The organism is Variovorax paradoxus (assembly GCF_030811855.1).
GTDB classification, from domain to species: Bacteria; Pseudomonadota; Gammaproteobacteria; order Burkholderiales; family Burkholderiaceae_C; genus Variovorax; species Variovorax paradoxus_L.
Genome location: NZ_JAUSRN010000024.1, coordinates 26,830 through 43,548, shown reverse-complemented (window position 1 = coordinate 43,548; position 16,719 = coordinate 26,830). Strand labels below are relative to the sequence as shown.

The window sequence follows — 16,719 nt, the reverse complement described above, 5'->3', positions numbered from 1 at the left end:
CGGTGCAGCCTTGCGTCTTCTTGCCGGCGACCTGTTGCGGGAATCGATAGAACTTGCAGCGTCGAGAGCGGCCAAGACGCTCCCACTCGGCACAGGTAAGCAGCAAACCTTTCGGTATTACGAGGGGAAGACGTCGAAAGTCGAACGTGCCACGTTGCTCGTCGACGGCTGTGCACGCCGCGTGCTACTGACATTGCGCGAGACACTAATGTCAGTTCCCGTATCTGCTGCGGCTGGAGCCTGCACGACCCCCGACACCCGGCCACAAGCGCCCGAGAAGACAAATACAGACACTTCCGTCTCGGAAGTCGGACCCTGACGCTTCAAATGCCTGAAGGCGGCCAGAAGCGGTCGTCCGGACTTTCGCTCGCCCACTTGTCCTTCCCAATATACCGATGCATTTCAGTCGCTTGTCCCTCCTGGTTTTTACTTGCACAACGGCCTTCATGCTTGCTGCCTGTCAGAGCGTCAGACCGAACTACGTTGCGCCAAAGGAAGGCGGCGTTGCGAAATTGCGGGTCACTTTCGAGGGCATTGATTCGAGAAACTTGCATGTGAATTTCCATGACGGCGATCTCTGCAACGTAAGAGGCACCAAATTTGTAGGATTGCTGAATGCGGGCGTGGCAGGCTATCCCAACGTCAAGGAGCTTGAGATCAACATCCCTTCAGGTCGGCGGATCGGGGTGTCGATGCCGCAGTACACACTCGAAGTGTTCGGGGGGACTTACCCAGGCGCTACAAATACCTTCTCTGTCGTTCAACCAATCGCTTCCTTTGCTCCAGAGCAAGACGCAAGCTACACCGTTGTCTTTGGGCCAAAGCGCGTGCGTTTGATCGATGACGGGAACAGACCTGCCAGCAATGTCAGCACGACGCTTCCACAAGGGTGTGAGGTGGTTTGGGAGAACTTGGCAAACAAGGAGAGTTACGAAGATTCGCACCTCCGACGCAAGTAGTCGTTGGCTCAAAGAGTTGTAAGCGACCGGCGAACCCACCTTGACGGGTAAGCGCGGCCTCAAGGCCTGTCCACATGAATCCGTCGCCTCTGCCATCCCGCGGAGGCAGGTAATTTTCAAGCGTTCAACTTCGCGTGCTCGTCGCGGAAGCCACTTTTCGAACGGCTGGAGCCTGTTTGGCCGAGGCGGGTTGCCTATTTCTTGAGCGCTTTTCATTGACGGGACGAGTTGGCTCCCGTCCCGCGTGGACGCTGCTTCGTTGACCGGTTCGTTCGTGCTCTCGCTGCTTCGTCACCAACATCGAACGTAGTGGCCCGTCAGGTGTTCCTCCAGCGCCGGCACCCATCGGCCGGTGCCGTGGGTATGCGCTCGCTGCACGTCGGCCAGCGTGCGGCCGTGCCATGCCTCCATCGGCGTCAGTCCTTTGAGGTTCTGGTGGACCCGCACGTGGTTGTAGAACCAGCTGAACTCCGCGAGCGCGGCTTTCAAGGCCATGACGGAGTTGGGCTTGATCGCCCTGAGCAAAGGCTTCAACGTTCCGAACAGCCGCTCGATGCGTCCGTTCTGCCACGGGCAGCCCGGCCGGCTGCGCCGATGGCAGACGCCCAACGCCGCCAGCACCAAGCGCCACAACGTGCTGGCGAACATCGATTCGTTGTCGGTGCGAATCACAGCCGGCACGCCGCAGCGCGCCATGGTCAGCAACAGATGACCCAACAGCGTCAATGTGCATTTGCGCGGCAATTGCTTCAGGCACAGCAGCCGGCGCGAACCGTGATCGAGGATGCCCAGCATCGCGAACGTGAAGCCCTGCGCATTAACCACGAAGGTCAAGTCCAGCGCCCAGGTGTGGCCCACCGCAAAGAAGCGGGGCGGACGCCGGCGCATTGCGCGACGGCGTTCGGCGATCTCGAGCGCATGCGCCTTGATGTACTCGGCCACCCTCTGTGGCCCACGGTCATGTGGCTACCGTGCATGCGATTGAAGCTGGCTTCGATCTCGCGGCAGCTGCGGCCATGCGAGGCAAGGTAGATCACCTGCTTGCAGGCCCACTCGGGTTTGCTGCGCCAGTGGGGTTTGCGAACGTTGCTCGTTGGATGTGAGGTTGCACGACCGATGCGCATGCGCGTGGCGGTGGTCATCGTGCGTGGGCACCGGAACGCGGCGATGACGGCACACCCAATCGAGCCAGCAGGCACAAGGCCATGCGGAATCTACCAAGCCCGCGCCAGACAGGACGCAAGAAGCAAGAGCATCCCAACCTATCCATCGCGTCTGGATCTTGGTTAGACCTTCCGCATCTTCGCCTGCAGGCAGGATCGCCAACAGACTGCTGAAGCGGCGGATCTATTACTGGACTCCAGTTTCATCGTTTCCTTCCAGCCACGGCGCGGCCGGCCAGCTCGTGCGCGTCGACGACGTGGGCGTGGGAGAGGTCAATCATTGGCCGGCCTTCGCCGTTGCCCTGCGTGGGCCATAACGCCCGCGCATGGGAGTGCGGCGACGGTGACCTGCCGCACTTGGCGGCTCTCGATGGGCGCACCGGACAAAAACCCCCTGAATCGGTCCGAAACGCTAAACAAGTCGCAGCCGGCGTGGATATGTTGGCTGAACGTGCTGCCCGGCCGATCTCGAAAGGCTTGGCGCCTCAATAATCCCCCCGTTTCCTGTTGCCGAAGATTTCTCGCCATGTACATGACGATGCTGTTGAACCATATCCGCGCAATCAAAAGCTGGGGGGAGAAGCATGCGGCGCGGAGTTCCATCGATGTGGAGTCCTTCCAGATGGAAGTGAAGGCGAGGAATCGCTACTTCACCCTGCACCCCCAGTTTCGCGCACGCATCGACGGCCGTCTGCTCAACACCAGCAAGATCTCGAACCAGGCCACCGGCTTTCTCGGCTGGCTGCCCTATGCGCCCATAAAGTGGTCGCTGTCGAGCGACAAGCTGCTGTTCAAAGCCCACATGGTCGAACACGGCCTTCGGACACCCGCGTGGTGGACGGCTCCGGAGCAGCCCGACCAGGACTACATCGTTAAGGGGTCCAGAGGCTCCTTCGGTTTGCACATCACGGGACCGTTTCGGGCCGGGGTTGCTCCGACCGAAATGGCCGCCAGCGCCTCGCCATCGCTGGAGACACGGTACGCCGAGCAGTTCATCCAAGGTGTGAACCTCAAGTTGTGGATCTGGGGGCGCACCATTTTCCATGCGCACACCTACTCATACCCTGCTGTGACGGGGGATGGCGTGCATCGCATCGACCAGCTCATCGAACTCCTGGCCCAAACCCAGTCCCCTCGGATGCCTCGTCCCCAGGGGGATGGGGAGGCGATTGCGAGTTCCTTGGCCCACCAGGGATTCACGCGAGACGAGGTGCTTGCCGACGGAGTCTCGGCCTGGCTCGACTTCCGCTATGGGCGCGACTACGAATCTCCCTGCACGACGGAGCTTGCGGACAATGCTTTGCCTCGGTTGTCAGAAGCGCTTCTCGTGCAAGCCAAGCTGGCGGCCGAGGCGCTCGCCGGCGATCTGGAGGCCAGATTCCCGGCGCCCATTCTTTACTCGCTGGACGGCGTCATCGACGCCCTTGGAAACGCGTGGTGGCTGGAAGTCAATTCCAACCCGACCTTGCCGCCGACAGGCTATCCCCACGTCTTCTCGACCTTGTTCGAGACGCCGCCCATTCCATGAGTTTTTCCGGGTCGTCATGGCCCGTCCACCCGCTTCGACGCTGGTCGAAGCTCACCCCAAGGAGAGTTCACTGTGCAACAACTTCAAAAAATGCAGCCCGCGGATATGGCCGAGAGCAATGTGCTGCCGCTGAAGAGGGATTCCGCAACCGTTCGCGAGGTTGCCGCCACGGCGCACGCCCCGGTAGTGGTGGGGAGCATTTACATCATCGGCGACGGCACCCCCGAAAGCCCGCTGCGCATCAACGTCCCGGCGTTGACCTCGGCCATCATCAACTCGATGACGAGCGCGAATTTCATGGCGCTTCAAAACGGCATTGCGGGCACCAACGGTTCCCGCGCGACGGGCAGCATCGGCGCCGGCGGGGAATAATTGTTTCCCAACCCGGTTCACATGGTCGGTGGGGGCGTGGAGGTTTCAAGAATCTCCATTCCCGCCGAACTGATACGCGATTGCTTCTCAGCCTTCGAGACGGAGGAGCTAGAACTGTCCTTCGACATCTATTCGAATATCGGCGAAGAAGACAAGAGGCTGCGTCGCTCCAAGGAATTGAAGCGACGCGAGCCGGAGCGGTTCGCGATGCTCTTCCAGATGCTGGACGAGTTCGTGCTTCAGTCGCTCCACGCGCGTGGAGAAGGCTATTCGGGATCCGTGTCCCGCGAGCAATTCATGCTTTACAGCGACGGCGCGGGTGCGGGCCTGCATGTGGACGATCAGTTCAAGCCGCCCCGGCAGTTCGGCCGCGACAGATACGTCATGCACCTGCTGAACCAGTTCGCGGGCCTGCTCTACATCAGCACTGACGATCTCGAGGGCGGAGAACTGGTCTTTCCGGATCACGACATTTCGGTCAAGCCGCTTACGGGAACGCTGGTTGCCTTTCCGTCGAACTATCTCTTCCCTCACCTGGTGGCGCCCGTGATGAAGGGGAAGCGCATCGCCATTGCAAGACACTACTATGTCAAAGATTCGGCCGCTGTTTAACCCATGCTTCACCGTGTCCACACCGGACGGGCGCGACGGCATCCGGATCAGGCAGTTGGAGATAGCTGACCACCGGCAAGCCATCCTGGATGCCTGGAAGAGGAGCTCAACACCGTCCAGGACGTACAACACCAATCATGGTCGCGAGCGCGGGCGCATGAGTTTTGACGTGGAGCTGCCGGCCAAGGACGCATTGGTTGCGGTCGTTCGGCAACAGGTGGAGGCGTTGGCATCGGAATACAACTACCGGGGCCGGAACATAAGCCTTGTATCGAATCAGATACTTCTCTACTTCGAGGGGCCGGGCTGTCCTGTGCACTGCGACGATCAGGACCCCGCCGATCAAGACTACGGCCTTGGCACGGTGATGTTCAACTGGGCGAACCAGTTGGTGGCCTTGCTATATCTCTCGACGGAAGGGCGGGACTTCGAAGGAGGAAAACTGCATTTCCCCAACGCGAATCTGCATATCGATGCCGTGGCTGGAAAGCTGGTGACTTTCCCCGGGCATTTCAAATACAAACACGGCGTCACTCCGATTCAATCCGGTGCACGCAGCCTCCTCCAAACAACTTGGAGGTTCGATCTGTGATCACCTACGCTGAATCCATTCAGAAGCCTAGCGCCGTTATTTTTCAAGGTGCCTGCGCTTTGCCCTTGGACCTGTGCGTTTCGCACATCGAGAACCGGCTGCAGGCACGCGACTTCCGCATGCATGAGGTTTATGGCCGAAATGGAGACACCATCGTCGATACGCGATCTCGCGACAGCAGGTCGATCATTCCATGCCACGACGAGGAGCTCGCGTTTTTTATCTTTGAAGCCGTTCAGCAGTATTTTGAGCAGCATTTCCTGGCGCAGCCATCAGACAGTCTTGTTCTCGCGCAACACGACTTCTTTGCCTATTCGCCGGGCATAGGGCTGAAGATGCATGTCGACGACCATGTGTTGAGGCCGGATGGCAGTGTGTTCATGCGGGATGTGCAGCGAGGGATCACGACGATCCTTTATCTAAACTCGGATTTCGACGGCGGGGAGATCTGCTTTCCCAAGCAGGGCCTCGAGTTGCGGCCGAGTGCTGGAACGCTGCTCATCTTTCCTTCGAACCGCAATTTCCCGCACGAAGTCAAGTCGATCGTGCGAGGTCAACGATATTCGTACCAACGCATCTACGGAATTCTGGATGGGCGCACCGGGCGTTTTGAACTTTGAATGGGCCGTTCGAACTTGTCCTGTCCACATGAATCCGTCGCCCGCGCCAGCCTGTCGGGTGGGAATTTTTGAGCGCCCCTGGCCGTGCGGGATTGTTGCGAAGGCTATTGTCGGGCCGGCTGGCACATGCATTGATGAATGCGGACGGCCTGTTTTTTGAGCAGTTTTCACCAGCGGGAGGCGGTGGCTCCCGTCCCACGTGGACGCTGCTTCATTGACCGGTTCGTTTGTGCTCTCATTGCTTGGTCATCGACATCGAACGTAGTAGCCCGTCAGAGGTCGCACTCCCGTCGACCGCGATGTGCCCAATGACGCATGACTCGTGGGCCGCGCTTTGCAACCATGACTGCATGACACATCGGGCATTCGCCCACGGCACCCGGCGTGGCCTCGCGGCGCAACCCGTCTACAAGAGCAAACTGCATAACTCCCCGCTAGTGTGCTGGGAAGTCTATATCTGCAACTCCGCCTGGAAAAGTGGCCATCTTGTAGACGGTTGGAACTGCTCATCCGCCTCACCCGACTGGTTCGGTGGCTCCCCGACATAGGTCACCGTGCTCAGGCTGGTAGAGGCTCGAGACGAGGGCTATGTGATTTCCGATGCGTCGGGGGAAACCAAGCTTTTCGAAGGCGAGAGTTGACGTCTGTTGCGGTCGCCGAGTCCGCCGACGCCGCAAAAGAAAAAGCCCGCATGACGCGGGCCTAAAGCTCGTATGAAGCGAGCAGGGAGTCAGGCTGAAGACCTGACGCCGCGATCATATGTCATGCGATAGGCGGATCACGCCGAAAGTGCTCAACTTATCGCGGGCCGCTTCAGCATTGAGGACCTAGCTGTGGATCACACGGTGGGGCTTATGTTCTGCGCGCGGGCGCGCCCGCGCGCAAGAGGCATGAAATGCGGGCCGCCAACTCTCGGGCTCCAGCCTCTTACACAGGCGGTGCTCTCGCCTCAGTTCGTGCCTGTGCGGCCAGAGTTCACCGTTGCTTGTCGAAATTCAGCAGCCGGTGGGACTTCTCCAAGGCCAGTGGCGCCAGCCGGCCATCCGGCTCGGCGCTTTGTCCCGGTGGCTCCGTTCTTCAGGGCACCGTACGGAAAACCGACCTCTCCGAGGTGCCTTGGCCGGTGGTGACCACCAGTCGCCCGTCGATCGCGGCCATGCCGGGCGCGTTGGAGGCGGCGCTCAGGACCGGCGAGCGCTCGTACTTCCAGTTCGCCAGGTCGGTGGTCGACACGGAGTAGCTGTTGCCATCGGGAGCGACCAGGAACAGCCGGTTGCCGAGCACGGCGCACTGGACGCTCTTCTTCGGGAACTTGGCTGGATAGCCGCCGTGCACCGTCCAACTGACCCCATCGGGCGACGTCGCCACCGCATCCCCCGCCAGCAGCAGCGAGCCCTGCCAATTCAGGGCGCAGGTCGGATTGCCCAGCGCCGCGGGCAGCGTGTCGATGACCTTCGACCATGTCGCGCCATCGTCGACCGACCGCCACAGATCGCGGAACGAGCCGGCGCCGTTGCGGCCGCCCGCGACATAGAGGCTGCTGCCAACCTTGGCCATTACATGGTCCGCGCGCTGCGCGAAGCCGGCTGCGCCCGTGCGGGCCTGCCAATCAGTGCCGTCGAACTTCCAGATATGGCTCTGGTACTGGGCAGTCGGGGCCGTAGGGCCGGACGCCGTGAGGTTCTGCCCACCGCTCAGGTAGATGGCGGTGTCGTCGCTCGCCAGGGCGAAGCCGCGCACCAGGGGCGTGGGCGAAGTGGGCGACGTTAGCTTGGTCCAGGTGGTCCCGACGTCGTCGGAGGCCCAGGTCTCCATGACGCGCGTGTAGAAGCCCGCCGCCACGACGATGGGCTTGCCGGCCCGGTAGCTCAGCGCGAAGTTGTCGAGATAGCCGGGCGTGGTCTGCGCGACCTCCCAGCGCTGGTAGCTCAACGAGGCAGGGTCGATCACCCTGATCGTGTAGGGCAACTGCCAGGGTGAACCCTCCACCGGCCGGGCGCAGGTCAATGGGTCGTCGTAGCACACGCGCACCTCGAGGCTGCCCGTATGGGTGCCTGCGGCGAGAGCCCGGTTGGTGGTCATCGACGCGAAATACTTCAGCTGCGTCACCATGGATATCCGCGCGTTGGCCATGATCACGCCTTGGCGATCGATGATGCCAACATTCACCGGCTCGGCGATGGTCTTCGTGGACGTGGTCGTCACGCTGAAGACGGTCGGTGTGTCATAGAACACGTCCAACTCCACCGCGGCAGGCGAAAAGGTGAGCCAGGCACCAGCCGGATTGCTCGGGGTTTCCGTGCCGCCGCCGGCACCGGTTGCAGTTTCGGTTCCAGTACCAGTACCAGTACCAGTACCAGTACCAGTACCAGTACCAGTACCAGTGCCAGTGCCAGTGCCAGTGCCGGTGCCAGTGCCGGTCCCGGTGCCTGGCGTGCCGCCGAGACCGAGCGCGCCCAATCCGCCACCCCCTCCGCCTCCTCCTCCGCCACACGCCGCCAGGGTTGCTGACAATGTGGTGATCGCGAACAGTCGAACCAGATCCCTCATGACTCTCTCTTCTTTTCTTGTTGCCGAGATTGGCATTGGGATCGTACCAATGGAAACTGTCCAAGAGCGCCGGGTGCCCCTCAACGAAAACTGGAAGAGCGTGACAAACTGGCCCGATCAGAGAAGTAGACGTTGCCACTTCGATCAGAATTCGGTCATCGGATACAGAATGGTTTGCGACGCAAGCGCGTTGACAGTCAAGGGCCATGTCCAGGCACGTGCTTTAGCGGAGATCATGGGTGGAAGAACCGGAACGCATCGAAAGAGAGCGGTACGGCGCCGAAGTCAGCGAGCAAATGGACGTGATCCCCGAGCAGGTACGCGTGCTGCAACACCACCGCATCAAGTACGCCTGCCCCTGCAACCTGACGACCTGATCTACGGCGACGAGACCCATGTCCAGTGCTCAAGGAACCTGGGCGCAAGGCCCAGGCCAAGAGCTACATGTGGGCTCAGATGAACGCCATCGGCGCAGAGCCAGCGGTTCGGCTATTCGCCTACGCGCCGGGGCGCGGCGCCGTGCACGCCGAGAAGCTCTATGCTGGCGTGCACTCGGGTGCAACGCTCATGAGCGATGGCTACGTGGTCTACAACGGGATCGCGAAGGCCAACGGCCTGACGCACCTTGGATGCTGGGTTCATGCGCGCCGCCCCGTTCATCAAGGCCGAGGAGTCGATCCCGAAGGCGGCCCGAACGCTGGAACAGATCGCCACCCGGTTCGCGCGGCTCATTGGCAAGCTCTACCGCGCCGAGGCACTGGCCGAAGGCTGGACGCCACAGCGCCGACAGCGGCTGCGCGTTCGCTACAGCGCAGCAGTGGTGAGCAAGATCGAGCATCTGCTGCTCACGCGCCTGCACAGCGTATCGCCCACGAGCTTGCTGGGCGAGGCGCTGCACTACCTGCACGGGCAGTGGCCGAAGCTCGTGCGCTTCCTGCAGAACGGCACATGGCCGCTGGACTCCAACCCAGGGGAAAACGCGATCAGGCCCTTCGTCCTCGGAAGACGGTCGTGGTTGTTCGTCGACACCGTCGGCGGCGCGAACGCCAGTGCCAATCTTTATTCGCTCATCGAGACCGCCAAGGCCAACAACGTCGAGCCCTATCAGTACCTCGTCGCCTTGTTCAAGAAGCTGCCGCTGGCGCAGACCGTTGACGACTGTGAGGCGCTGCTGCCCTGGAACATAGAGTTGGGCGGCGTGCCTTAATGAAACCCCATCCCACCGGCGGCGTCGGCCACAGGGGTATACAGGAATCGCTCACCGACAGAGGATCGTGAGCAGCGGGAGGGAAGGAGCCACCGGATAAACGATAGGCTCTTTCCTCAGCGAATTTCAGTTCGCGGTGCGACTGGCAATCATCAAGATGATCAGAATTGCCAGCCTCACTATCCACGTCATGATCGGTCGCATATGAAGCTCCGAAGTTGAACAACTCCGGACATGCAGGATCTGAAAAAACCCCCACCTCAGGGGCCTCAGGTTGAATTAAAGACCTCACCTCGGGCAAAAAAAGACCGGCTTACATGCCGTGCACGACTGCGGACAGGGCGCGGTTCATAGAGCGCTTACGAATGACTACTCCTGCGCACTCGCCAAGTGCGGGGTGTTGCGGCGCGGTCTCTCGAAAGTGTGCGGAAAGTGGTGCTTTCAAACTGAATCCGCTCGCCCCGAGCGTTCTTGCCATTTTTTCTCTCCCCTCGATCCCAGAATCCGCTCATGGCGACGCCGGCATCGGCGCCCCAGCATTGCCTTTGGCAGCGTGCGTTGCGGTCGCATGGGCGAACAGGGAAGAGGAACACGATGAGCAAGATTTTTTCAGGGCAATCTGGAGCGCGGCGCGCTCGATGCGGGTCGTCGTTCCCGAGGCAGCGACCAGCGCCGGCAAGGGCGCTTCCAAATCGACGGGAGGTACCGGTGCGCGGCTCCGATGGCGAGATCAGCCTGATGGGGGAACGGGGCTGGCTGGTTCGCAATGACATCGGCTGGGCCATTCCCACAGATTCAGAGCAGAGCGGGGCGGAGCTGTATGTCGGGGCCGACTACGGGCTGTCGGTGGGCGCGCTACCGCGGATCTGCTGGGACGCATCTGGCAGGGGTCGTGATCGGCGTGCGCGGGCAGTGGAGCAAGCTCAGCTATGACTTCTTCATGGGGGCGCCGATCTCCAAGTCGGAGGGGTCTCGGACGGCCAAGACCACCTTCGAATTCAATCTCAACGCGAGTTTCTGATCAGCTTCCGGGGAGCTTTCAGCCGAGACAATTTCGTGTACCGCCATGAGCAAGATCTCTTTCGTCATTCATTTGGGCAATCACTGGCGCATGTTTGCGAACGCGCGCGACGGCATGGAATTTCTCGGCACCGTCCACCACGGCGTGGCGGGCATCGGCGCGCTGGCCAGAGACCGGGAGGGCCGCTACCTGCAAGTCAATGGCGACGTCGTGGCAGTGCTCGATGCCCGAAAAATCGGACGTGCGCTGCGCATGCGATCGGCCAAGACCGAGGAACTGCAGAGCGCGATCCATCGCTTGGACGAGCGCTTGGTCGCAGAGGCTCCACGATCGCCGCGTTCCGATCCCGAACCGGTCAACTGGGCCACGGCTCCTGCTCGCACACCGGTGGTCACGGTGAAGAAGCGGCGTGTGGCGGTGCGTGCAACCGCCGATGCACCCCAGGCGCCGGAACAGGCGGGCGTCCACGCTGATTCTTGAAGGAGTCCCATGTCCGTCTCAGACGCAGATGCCAAATCCAACGACATGTACGGGATCTGGCGTGACCCATCCGGCTGGAAAGTGAATATCACGCGCGGGGGCGTGAGCCACTTCAAGCGGTTCGCTTTCACCATCTATGGTGGCGAGGCCCCGGCCCTGCAGCGTGCGCAGGCGTGGCGCGACGACATCGTCAGGATGCACCCACCGCTCGCTCGAGCGGCAGCCGCCAACCAGATGCGACGCAACAACACGTCGGGCATTCCTGGGGTGCACCGCCATGTGGGCTCCGACGGACAGCTGACGGGCTGGACGGCCCGCACCTACCTGGGCCCCGGCCAGATTGTTCAGAAATACTTCGGTGTCGGGCGCTACGGCGCGGCCCAGGCGAAGACGCTGGCCATGGCCGAGCGCCAGAAACAACTGACGCAGATGCAGGGACACCGCCGTGTGCACCCGTCGGAAGCACTCGTGCGCGAGGCACCGCCCCAGCCGCTGCCGACCGGCTGTCCGCCGCCCATCGTCAAGGGCGAAGTGATTCGGCGCAGCAACAAGACGGGCATCTCCGGCGTGCAGCATCGTGTCACCGATCCGGGGCATCCGGGCTGGTGGCTGGCGTTGACCTATGCCGGCGACGGCAAGAGCTTGCAGAAATCCTTCTCCATCAAGACCCATGGCAACGACCTCGCCAAGGCGATGGCGATCGCCGAACGACAACGCCAACTGGCGCAGGTACGGCAGATGCGCCCGGCGCAACAGCCCCCGACTCGCAGCCCGAGGTTCGAGGCACACGGAGATAAATCTGATGGCAGTCCGCACTTACCTGAATGTTCCGTTCGCTGAGAAGGACAGTGCCCGCGAGTTCGGGGCGCGCTGGGATGCTGATGCCAAGCGCTGGTACGTCCCTGAGGGCATTGCCCTGCATCCATTTGCTTGCTGGCACGCGGGCGCCGCCGCCGATGCGATGCTGATGGTCGCCCCGGTCCTGCTTCTGCAGGCCTGGTCAAGCTGCTGGAAATGCAAAGGCCGCTCGCCGGTCTTTTGCCTCGCATGCTCCGATGTGCGAGACACCAGGGATGATCGTCCGGATGAGTCGCATGACGGCGACTTGCTGCTCATCAGCGATGTGACCACGGTGGACGAACGCATCCTGCGGCACTTGCGCCGACTCGCCCCCGACTACCGTCCGGACTGGTCCGCAACCAAAGGAAGCCGCTGTTGGATGAACCATTGCCGTGACTGCGGCGCGAAGATGGGCGACTTCCATTTGCATTGCGAGCCAGACGGGCCGTTCTTATGCATCACCTCCTCGGACTGGAACCGCATCCTGCAGCATCTGCTGGAGCGTGACGGCGAGTACGACTTCGATGGCAGCTACAGCCTTTGATCGGTGAGCGGCCGCCTCGTTGCGATGGCGAGTCTAAAGCCCGCCTGTGTGATGGCGTAGACCTGGGCGCCAGGGTCGCTTTCACAAACTGCACCCGTCGGTCGAGGGGAAACGCCGCGGCGGCACATCGCGGCAGGCGACAGCAACGCGGCGAGCGGCGGCGGCGCGACGGCCGGCATGTGCATCCGATGGGAGCCGCGCAGTGCGCTGGACCGCTTGATGCGCCTTGGTATGTTCCCTGGCTTGATGCATCTATTGAGATAAGTCTTCTTATCACGATAGCAACTTCAATGGGCTAAACTGGTGCCCATGAAAAAGTCCATGGTGAGCGGGGAAGGGGCGCAAAGCGGTGAGTTCCCGAGCTTGTCGCAGCTGGCGGCGCTGCGCGCCTGGTACGCGGGCCTGCCGGCGCGCGCCGCCGTCGTGCAGTACCTCGGGGAGAGCAAGGCCACAGGACAGTCCTCTCGCGCCATGCTGGGCGATATCCGTCGCCAGCTGGCGACCTACGCGCGGCTGCGGCACCGCGACGACCTGGCCTCGCTGATCGCGCATCCTGCGGCCGAGCGCGAGCAACGCGCCCGAGCGGTCAGGGATGCCATCGAGAAGTTGCAGGGCTTGCCCCTGCCTGCGCCGATGGTGACGGACACCGTTGAGCGCTGGCTGCCAACACGCGCTGCGCGGGCCCTGCAAAACGCCGGCATTCGGACGCTGGCCGATCTGACGGTGCGCGTGCCGCGCCGACGCCGGTGGTGGGCCGCCGTGCCCGGCCTCGGAGCGCGCAGCGCGGGTCAGATCGAGACGTTCTTTGCCGCCCACCCGGTCCTGACCGAACGGGCGAGGGCGCTGGTGGTCGTGCCGAAGACCGAGACCGCGCCGTGGGAGCACCTGGTCGTGCCGCAGGCGGTCGACGGTTCCCGGGGCGCCTTCCGGGCGCCGCAGGCCACCTGCACCCTGTCGGCGAGCAATGACTACGAGGCCGTCCAGGCCTGGCTGGGCCTGCAGGATGCGGCGGCGACCCAGCGCGCCTACCGCAAGGAAGCCGAGCGGCTCATGCTGTGGGCGATCCTCGAGCGCGGCAAGGCACTGTCGTCGCTGACGACCGAGGATGCCATCACCTACCGCGCCTTCTTGCGTCGCCCATCGCCGCGGGAGCGCTGGGTCGGCCCCGCGCGGCCGCGCACGTCCGCGGAATGGCGCCCCTTCCAGGGACCGCTGGCACCGCGCTCCGTGGCGTACGCGTTGTCCGTGATCGGCGCCCTGTATCGCTGGCTGATCGAGCAGCGCTATGTGCTGGCCAATCCGTTTGCCGGCGTGAAGGTCAAGGGAACCGGCCGTGGCGGCGCTTTCGATGGATCCCACGTGTTCACGGAGCACGAATGGACACTGATTCGCTCCACCGCCGACGGCATCGAGTGGATCGGCGGATGGAGCGAGGAGGGCGCCCAGCGCCTGCGCTTCGTGCTGGATTTTTGGTACGCCACGGGCCTCAGGCCCGGCGAGATGGTCGATGCCCGGCTGGGCAGCATCGAGCACGACGCGCAGGGCGACGACTGGCTGCATGTGGTCGGCAAGGGCAGCAAGCACGGCAAGGTGGCCTTGCCGCTGCTGGCGCGAGGCGCGCTCGACCAATATCTGGCGCAACGGCGTCTGCCCGTGACGCGGTCGCACTGGAATCCCAGAACCGCGATGGTGCCCGGCCTGGCAGAAGACGGCACCGGCATCAGCGCGTCGCGCTTGTGGTCAGTCATGCGCCGCTTCTTCCTCCAAGCGGCGCAAACGCTGGAGAGCGTGAGCCCGTCCACCGCGGACAAGCTCAAGCGCGCCACGCCGCACTGGATGCGGCACACCCATGCGACCCACGCGCTCGCGCGCGGCGTCGAGCTGACGACCGTGCGGGACAACCTGCGGCATGCCTCCGTGGCGACCACCTCGGTCTATCTTCATACCGACGAGGTCAAGCGAGCGCGGCAGATCGGGGATGCTTTCCCGCCCCGCAGAGAAACATAGTCCGATGCCCATCCCGGCACGCAGCTGTGTCATTCCTCCGCGCCGGTGGCATTGGCTGGGACAGGCAGGAACCGATCCTCTGCAACCGGGATCGGAAGGCAGGGGCGGCGGGACTGTTCCGAGACTCGCGGGCGCGAGTTTGTGCGGATCTACCTCGACGCGTTCGCGAGCGCGGACCAGGCGCGCGCTTTGGTAAAGCTGGCTTGGCGCGCCGATCACCTCGGCTCGGCAGTGCAGTCCTTGCGCGAGACTGGGGAGCGCATCGCCCAGCACCTGCAGTGCACGCACATCCTGCGTTGCGTCCGCCCACGCCGGCTCAGACCTTCGTGCAGACCCGCGCATTGAAGGGCACGGTGCGTGCTGCCGTGCTTGAAGATTCGCCGATGCTCGGCAGCAGCGAGTTCGAAGCCGAACTCGCCCGCATGTGCTGGTCGCTTCTGGCAGCCGATTGAGGTTCAATAATTCCTCAGTCTTGCGACGTCGACTGCTCAAGCTGTGACTGCCTGCACCTTCCTACCTCCTTTACGCGAACTGGCGCGCCACGTGGTGTCTCGCATCCTGCATTCGGAGTGGGACGGCCCGGTTTGATCCCACGGCACCTGCCGCCCAGGTGACAAAGACTCGGCAGCATCAGGGAGCGTGCTGAAGTCCTCTGCTGCACACTCGCACGAACAAAATTGGAGGCGTATGGACAAGCTTGTGGCATTGCCGGTCAAAGGTGAGTCATTCCTTCTACGGCGTAGAAGCCAGAACATCCTGGTGGACGGGGGCTATAGCAGTCAGGGTCTCGCGAGCGCGCTTTCCGGGCCTGACGTCGGCGTCAGCCACCTGAATATCGTGGTCTGCACGCACGCAGATAGAGATCACGCGGGCGGGCTTACGGATTTGCTTGAAGGTGGCGCCATAACAGCGGACGAATTTTGGTTGCCGGGTGCCTGGTCCGACGCTCTGCCAGAACTCTTGCGGCATCCTGACCGAGTGGTTGACGCGCTGGTCGCCGAATTCGAGGCCTTTGAGCTTGACGAGGAGAGAAGAAGCGTCGACCGGGACCTCGAGCGAGAGGATGCCGATGACAGCTTCGAGGCGCGCGTGCATTCACGCATTGCCAAGCAGCGCCTCGCAACTCAACGAGACAGGGTGGTAGAGCGGGCGGGCCCCGATGGGAAGAAGGATCGAGCGGTCTTGAACTTGCAATGGCTGAACGAACAGGCGGCCAACACGGTCTTCGATCCAGCGCACGATTCTGCGATCGCCAAGGTGTTCGCTCGCGGACGCAGGCGCATTCGTTACCGCGGCTCCAAAAAATCGCTGGATCGGCGTTGGACTGCTTTCTGGGTCAACTTGATCGACACCGGAGAACGCATCAGAAAGATTGCAGTTCAGGCAATTCGCCATCAGGTGCCAGTGCGGTGGTTCGACTTCAATGAGTTCGCCAAGACGCGCAGATCATCGGGGGGAGAGCCTGACTTGCTGGTTCCGTTGAACTCCATCGAGCTCCTCGTGCCCCCGCCCCCGAACCACATGATGAAGTACATGGCTCGGTTGACGCCCACAAACGAAGAGTGCCTCGTCTTCTTGTCACCTGGTGCCAACTGGCCATTTGATCTGGGGGTGGTCTTCACGGGGGACTCGCCTTTGGGCGACCCGATGGATTACTCTCAGGCATTGCTGGACTGGCCAACGGGCATGGCAGACTGGGTTGTTGCAACAGCTCCGCACCACGGGTCAGAGAGCAACGCGATGGCATACGATCACTTGCAGCAGTGCAGCACGGTCTCACTTTGGTTGCGCGCCGGCGGGTCGGCCAAACATCCCGGGCCCACCTTTCGGGCCTTGAAGCCGCATGAGCGAGGATGCACGCACTGTCCACATTCCAAGCTTGAGCGCGAAGTGGCTGAAGTGCAATTAAATTGCCCGACCATTCCGTTCCTGTTCAGAGTAAGGGCGCATGACTGCAACTGCTAAGCCGTGGGACCGTCGTAAAGTCCAAGCACCTCTTCCGACCTCTTCCCGGATCCCACCCGGTGAATCGGACCGTTGGAGTCTGCTTTGACGCCGCGTGAAATCCACCCTTGCGGCACGGCGTTGGTATCGGCGAATCGGTCAGCCGGAATTGCCGGGTGGGGCCATGGCGGCTCAGTTCCTCGTTATCGCATGTGATTGCGAATCGGAGCTTCGCTGAGCGAGTCCCTGGAGAGCGGAGCACGCAGGAGCTGCTTCATCC

Annotated in this window: 15 protein-coding genes and 3 pseudogenes; 15 read left to right on the top strand and 3 right to left on the bottom strand. The window is 62.4% G+C overall.

What is annotated here, in order from left to right; translation table 11 throughout:
- Window positions 1-410: 410 nt before the first annotated feature.
- Entirely contained in the window at window positions 411-959 is a 549-nt protein-coding gene (locus J2X92_RS28695) for a hypothetical protein (protein ID WP_307581148.1), read from the top strand.
- Between the two features lie 291 nt (window positions 960-1,250).
- On the opposite strand, the gene J2X92_RS28690 is transcribed toward J2X92_RS28695, so the two are convergent.
- Window positions 1,251-1,901, bottom strand: a complete 651-nt coding sequence (locus tag J2X92_RS28690; RefSeq protein WP_307581146.1) for an integrase core domain-containing protein — start codon at window positions 1,899-1,901, stop codon at window positions 1,251-1,253.
- Window positions 1,902-2,648: 747 nt separating this feature from the next.
- On the opposite strand from J2X92_RS28690, the gene J2X92_RS28685 reads away from it, so the two are divergent.
- The 5 genes from J2X92_RS28685 (at window position 2,649) to J2X92_RS28665 (ending at window position 5,846) form a co-directional block, all read left to right on the top strand.
- Complete coding sequence (locus J2X92_RS28685; protein WP_307581143.1) at window positions 2,649-3,650, top strand: hypothetical protein; 1,002 nt, start codon at window positions 2,649-2,651, stop codon at window positions 3,648-3,650.
- Between the two features lie 72 nt (window positions 3,651-3,722).
- Complete coding sequence (locus tag J2X92_RS28680; RefSeq protein ID WP_307581141.1) at window positions 3,723-4,022, top strand: hypothetical protein; 300 nt, start codon at window positions 3,723-3,725, stop codon at window positions 4,020-4,022.
- Window positions 4,023-4,634, top strand: a complete 612-nt coding sequence (locus J2X92_RS28675) for a 2OG-Fe(II) oxygenase (RefSeq protein ID WP_307581139.1) — start codon at window positions 4,023-4,025, stop codon at window positions 4,632-4,634. It begins immediately after the preceding gene.
- On the top strand, window positions 4,609-5,226 hold the full coding sequence (locus J2X92_RS28670; RefSeq protein ID WP_307581138.1) for a 2OG-Fe(II) oxygenase: 618 nt from the start codon (window positions 4,609-4,611) through the stop codon (window positions 5,224-5,226). Before J2X92_RS28675 ends, J2X92_RS28670 begins: the two co-directional genes overlap by 26 nt.
- Entirely contained in the window at window positions 5,223-5,846 is a 624-nt protein-coding gene (locus J2X92_RS28665) for a 2OG-Fe(II) oxygenase (RefSeq protein ID WP_307581136.1), read from the top strand. Before J2X92_RS28670 ends, J2X92_RS28665 begins: the two co-directional genes overlap by 4 nt.
- A 272-nt stretch (window positions 5,847-6,118) precedes the next feature.
- On the opposite strand, the gene J2X92_RS29630 is transcribed toward J2X92_RS28665, so the two are convergent.
- Both J2X92_RS29630 and J2X92_RS28660 read right to left on the bottom strand, forming a co-directional pair.
- Window positions 6,119-6,205: a hypothetical protein gene (locus J2X92_RS29630; RefSeq protein ID WP_444875723.1), complete on the bottom strand. Its 87-nt coding sequence runs from the start codon at window positions 6,203-6,205 to the stop codon at window positions 6,119-6,121.
- A 718-nt stretch (window positions 6,206-6,923) separates the two neighbouring features.
- Window positions 6,924-8,081 (bottom strand): sialidase family protein, encoded by a 1,158-nt coding sequence (locus tag J2X92_RS28660; protein WP_307581134.1) that lies wholly within the window; start codon window positions 8,079-8,081, stop codon window positions 6,924-6,926.
- 590 nt (window positions 8,082-8,671) lie between these two features.
- Here J2X92_RS28660 and tnpC point away from each other — a divergent pair.
- The 9 genes and pseudogenes from tnpC to J2X92_RS28620 form a co-directional block, all read left to right on the top strand.
- Window positions 8,672-9,603 (top strand): annotated as a pseudogene (gene tnpC / locus J2X92_RS28655) (IS66 family transposase); the annotation flags it as partial.
- 317 nt (window positions 9,604-9,920) lie between these two features.
- Window positions 9,921-10,268, top strand: a pseudogene (locus J2X92_RS29610) (hypothetical protein); the annotation flags it as partial.
- A gap of 11 nt (window positions 10,269-10,279) precedes the next feature.
- Window positions 10,280-10,624, top strand: a pseudogene (locus J2X92_RS28650) (ShlB/FhaC/HecB family hemolysin secretion/activation protein); the annotation flags it as partial.
- A 45-nt stretch (window positions 10,625-10,669) separates the two neighbouring features.
- Window positions 10,670-11,104 (top strand): hypothetical protein, encoded by a 435-nt coding sequence (locus J2X92_RS28645; protein WP_307581132.1) that lies wholly within the window; start codon window positions 10,670-10,672, stop codon window positions 11,102-11,104.
- A 9-nt stretch (window positions 11,105-11,113) separates the two neighbouring features.
- Window positions 11,114-11,944, top strand: a complete 831-nt coding sequence (locus J2X92_RS28640) for an AP2 domain-containing protein (RefSeq protein WP_307581130.1) — start codon at window positions 11,114-11,116, stop codon at window positions 11,942-11,944.
- Window positions 11,907-12,488, top strand: a complete 582-nt coding sequence (locus tag J2X92_RS28635) for a DUF5710 domain-containing protein (RefSeq protein WP_307581128.1) — start codon at window positions 11,907-11,909, stop codon at window positions 12,486-12,488. Before J2X92_RS28640 ends, J2X92_RS28635 begins: the two co-directional genes overlap by 38 nt.
- Window positions 12,489-12,797: 309 nt before the next feature.
- The gene (locus J2X92_RS28630; RefSeq protein ID WP_373424900.1) at window positions 12,798-14,495 is read left to right on the top strand and encodes a phage integrase family protein; all 1,698 of its coding nucleotides are present in this window, start codon (window positions 12,798-12,800) and stop codon (window positions 14,493-14,495) included.
- Window positions 14,496-14,773: 278 nt separating this feature from the next.
- On the top strand, window positions 14,774-14,947 hold the full coding sequence (locus J2X92_RS28625; RefSeq protein WP_307581126.1) for a hypothetical protein: 174 nt from the start codon (window positions 14,774-14,776) through the stop codon (window positions 14,945-14,947).
- Window positions 14,948-15,182: 235 nt separating this feature from the next.
- Window positions 15,183-16,460 carry an MBL fold metallo-hydrolase gene (locus J2X92_RS28620; RefSeq protein WP_307581124.1) on the top strand — a complete coding sequence of 426 codons (1,278 nt, stop codon included), beginning with the start codon at window positions 15,183-15,185 and terminating at the stop codon, window positions 16,458-16,460.
- Window positions 16,461-16,719 lie beyond the last annotated feature (259 nt).

Excerpts from the sequence above, each read along its gene's own strand:
- J2X92_RS28630 (WP_373424900.1), top strand. The coding sequence starts at position 12,798 with ATGAAAAAGTCCATGGTGAGCGGGGAAGGGGCGCAAAGCGGTGAGTTC.
- J2X92_RS28635 (WP_307581128.1), top strand. The coding sequence starts at position 11,907 with ATGGCAGTCCGCACTTACCTGAATGTTCCGTTCGCTGAGAAGGACAGT.
- J2X92_RS29630 (WP_444875723.1), bottom strand. The coding sequence starts at position 6,205 with ATGTGTCATGCAGTCATGGTTGCAAAGCGCGGCCCACGAGTCATGCGT.
- J2X92_RS28640 (WP_307581130.1), top strand. The coding sequence starts at position 11,114 with ATGTCCGTCTCAGACGCAGATGCCAAATCCAACGACATGTACGGGATC.
- J2X92_RS28670 (WP_307581138.1), top strand. The coding sequence starts at position 4,609 with ATGTCAAAGATTCGGCCGCTGTTTAACCCATGCTTCACCGTGTCCACA.
- J2X92_RS28685 (WP_307581143.1), top strand. The coding sequence starts at position 2,649 with ATGTACATGACGATGCTGTTGAACCATATCCGCGCAATCAAAAGCTGG.
- J2X92_RS28620 (WP_307581124.1), top strand. The coding sequence starts at position 15,183 with ATGGACAAGCTTGTGGCATTGCCGGTCAAAGGTGAGTCATTCCTTCTA.
- J2X92_RS28645 (WP_307581132.1), top strand. The coding sequence starts at position 10,670 with ATGAGCAAGATCTCTTTCGTCATTCATTTGGGCAATCACTGGCGCATG.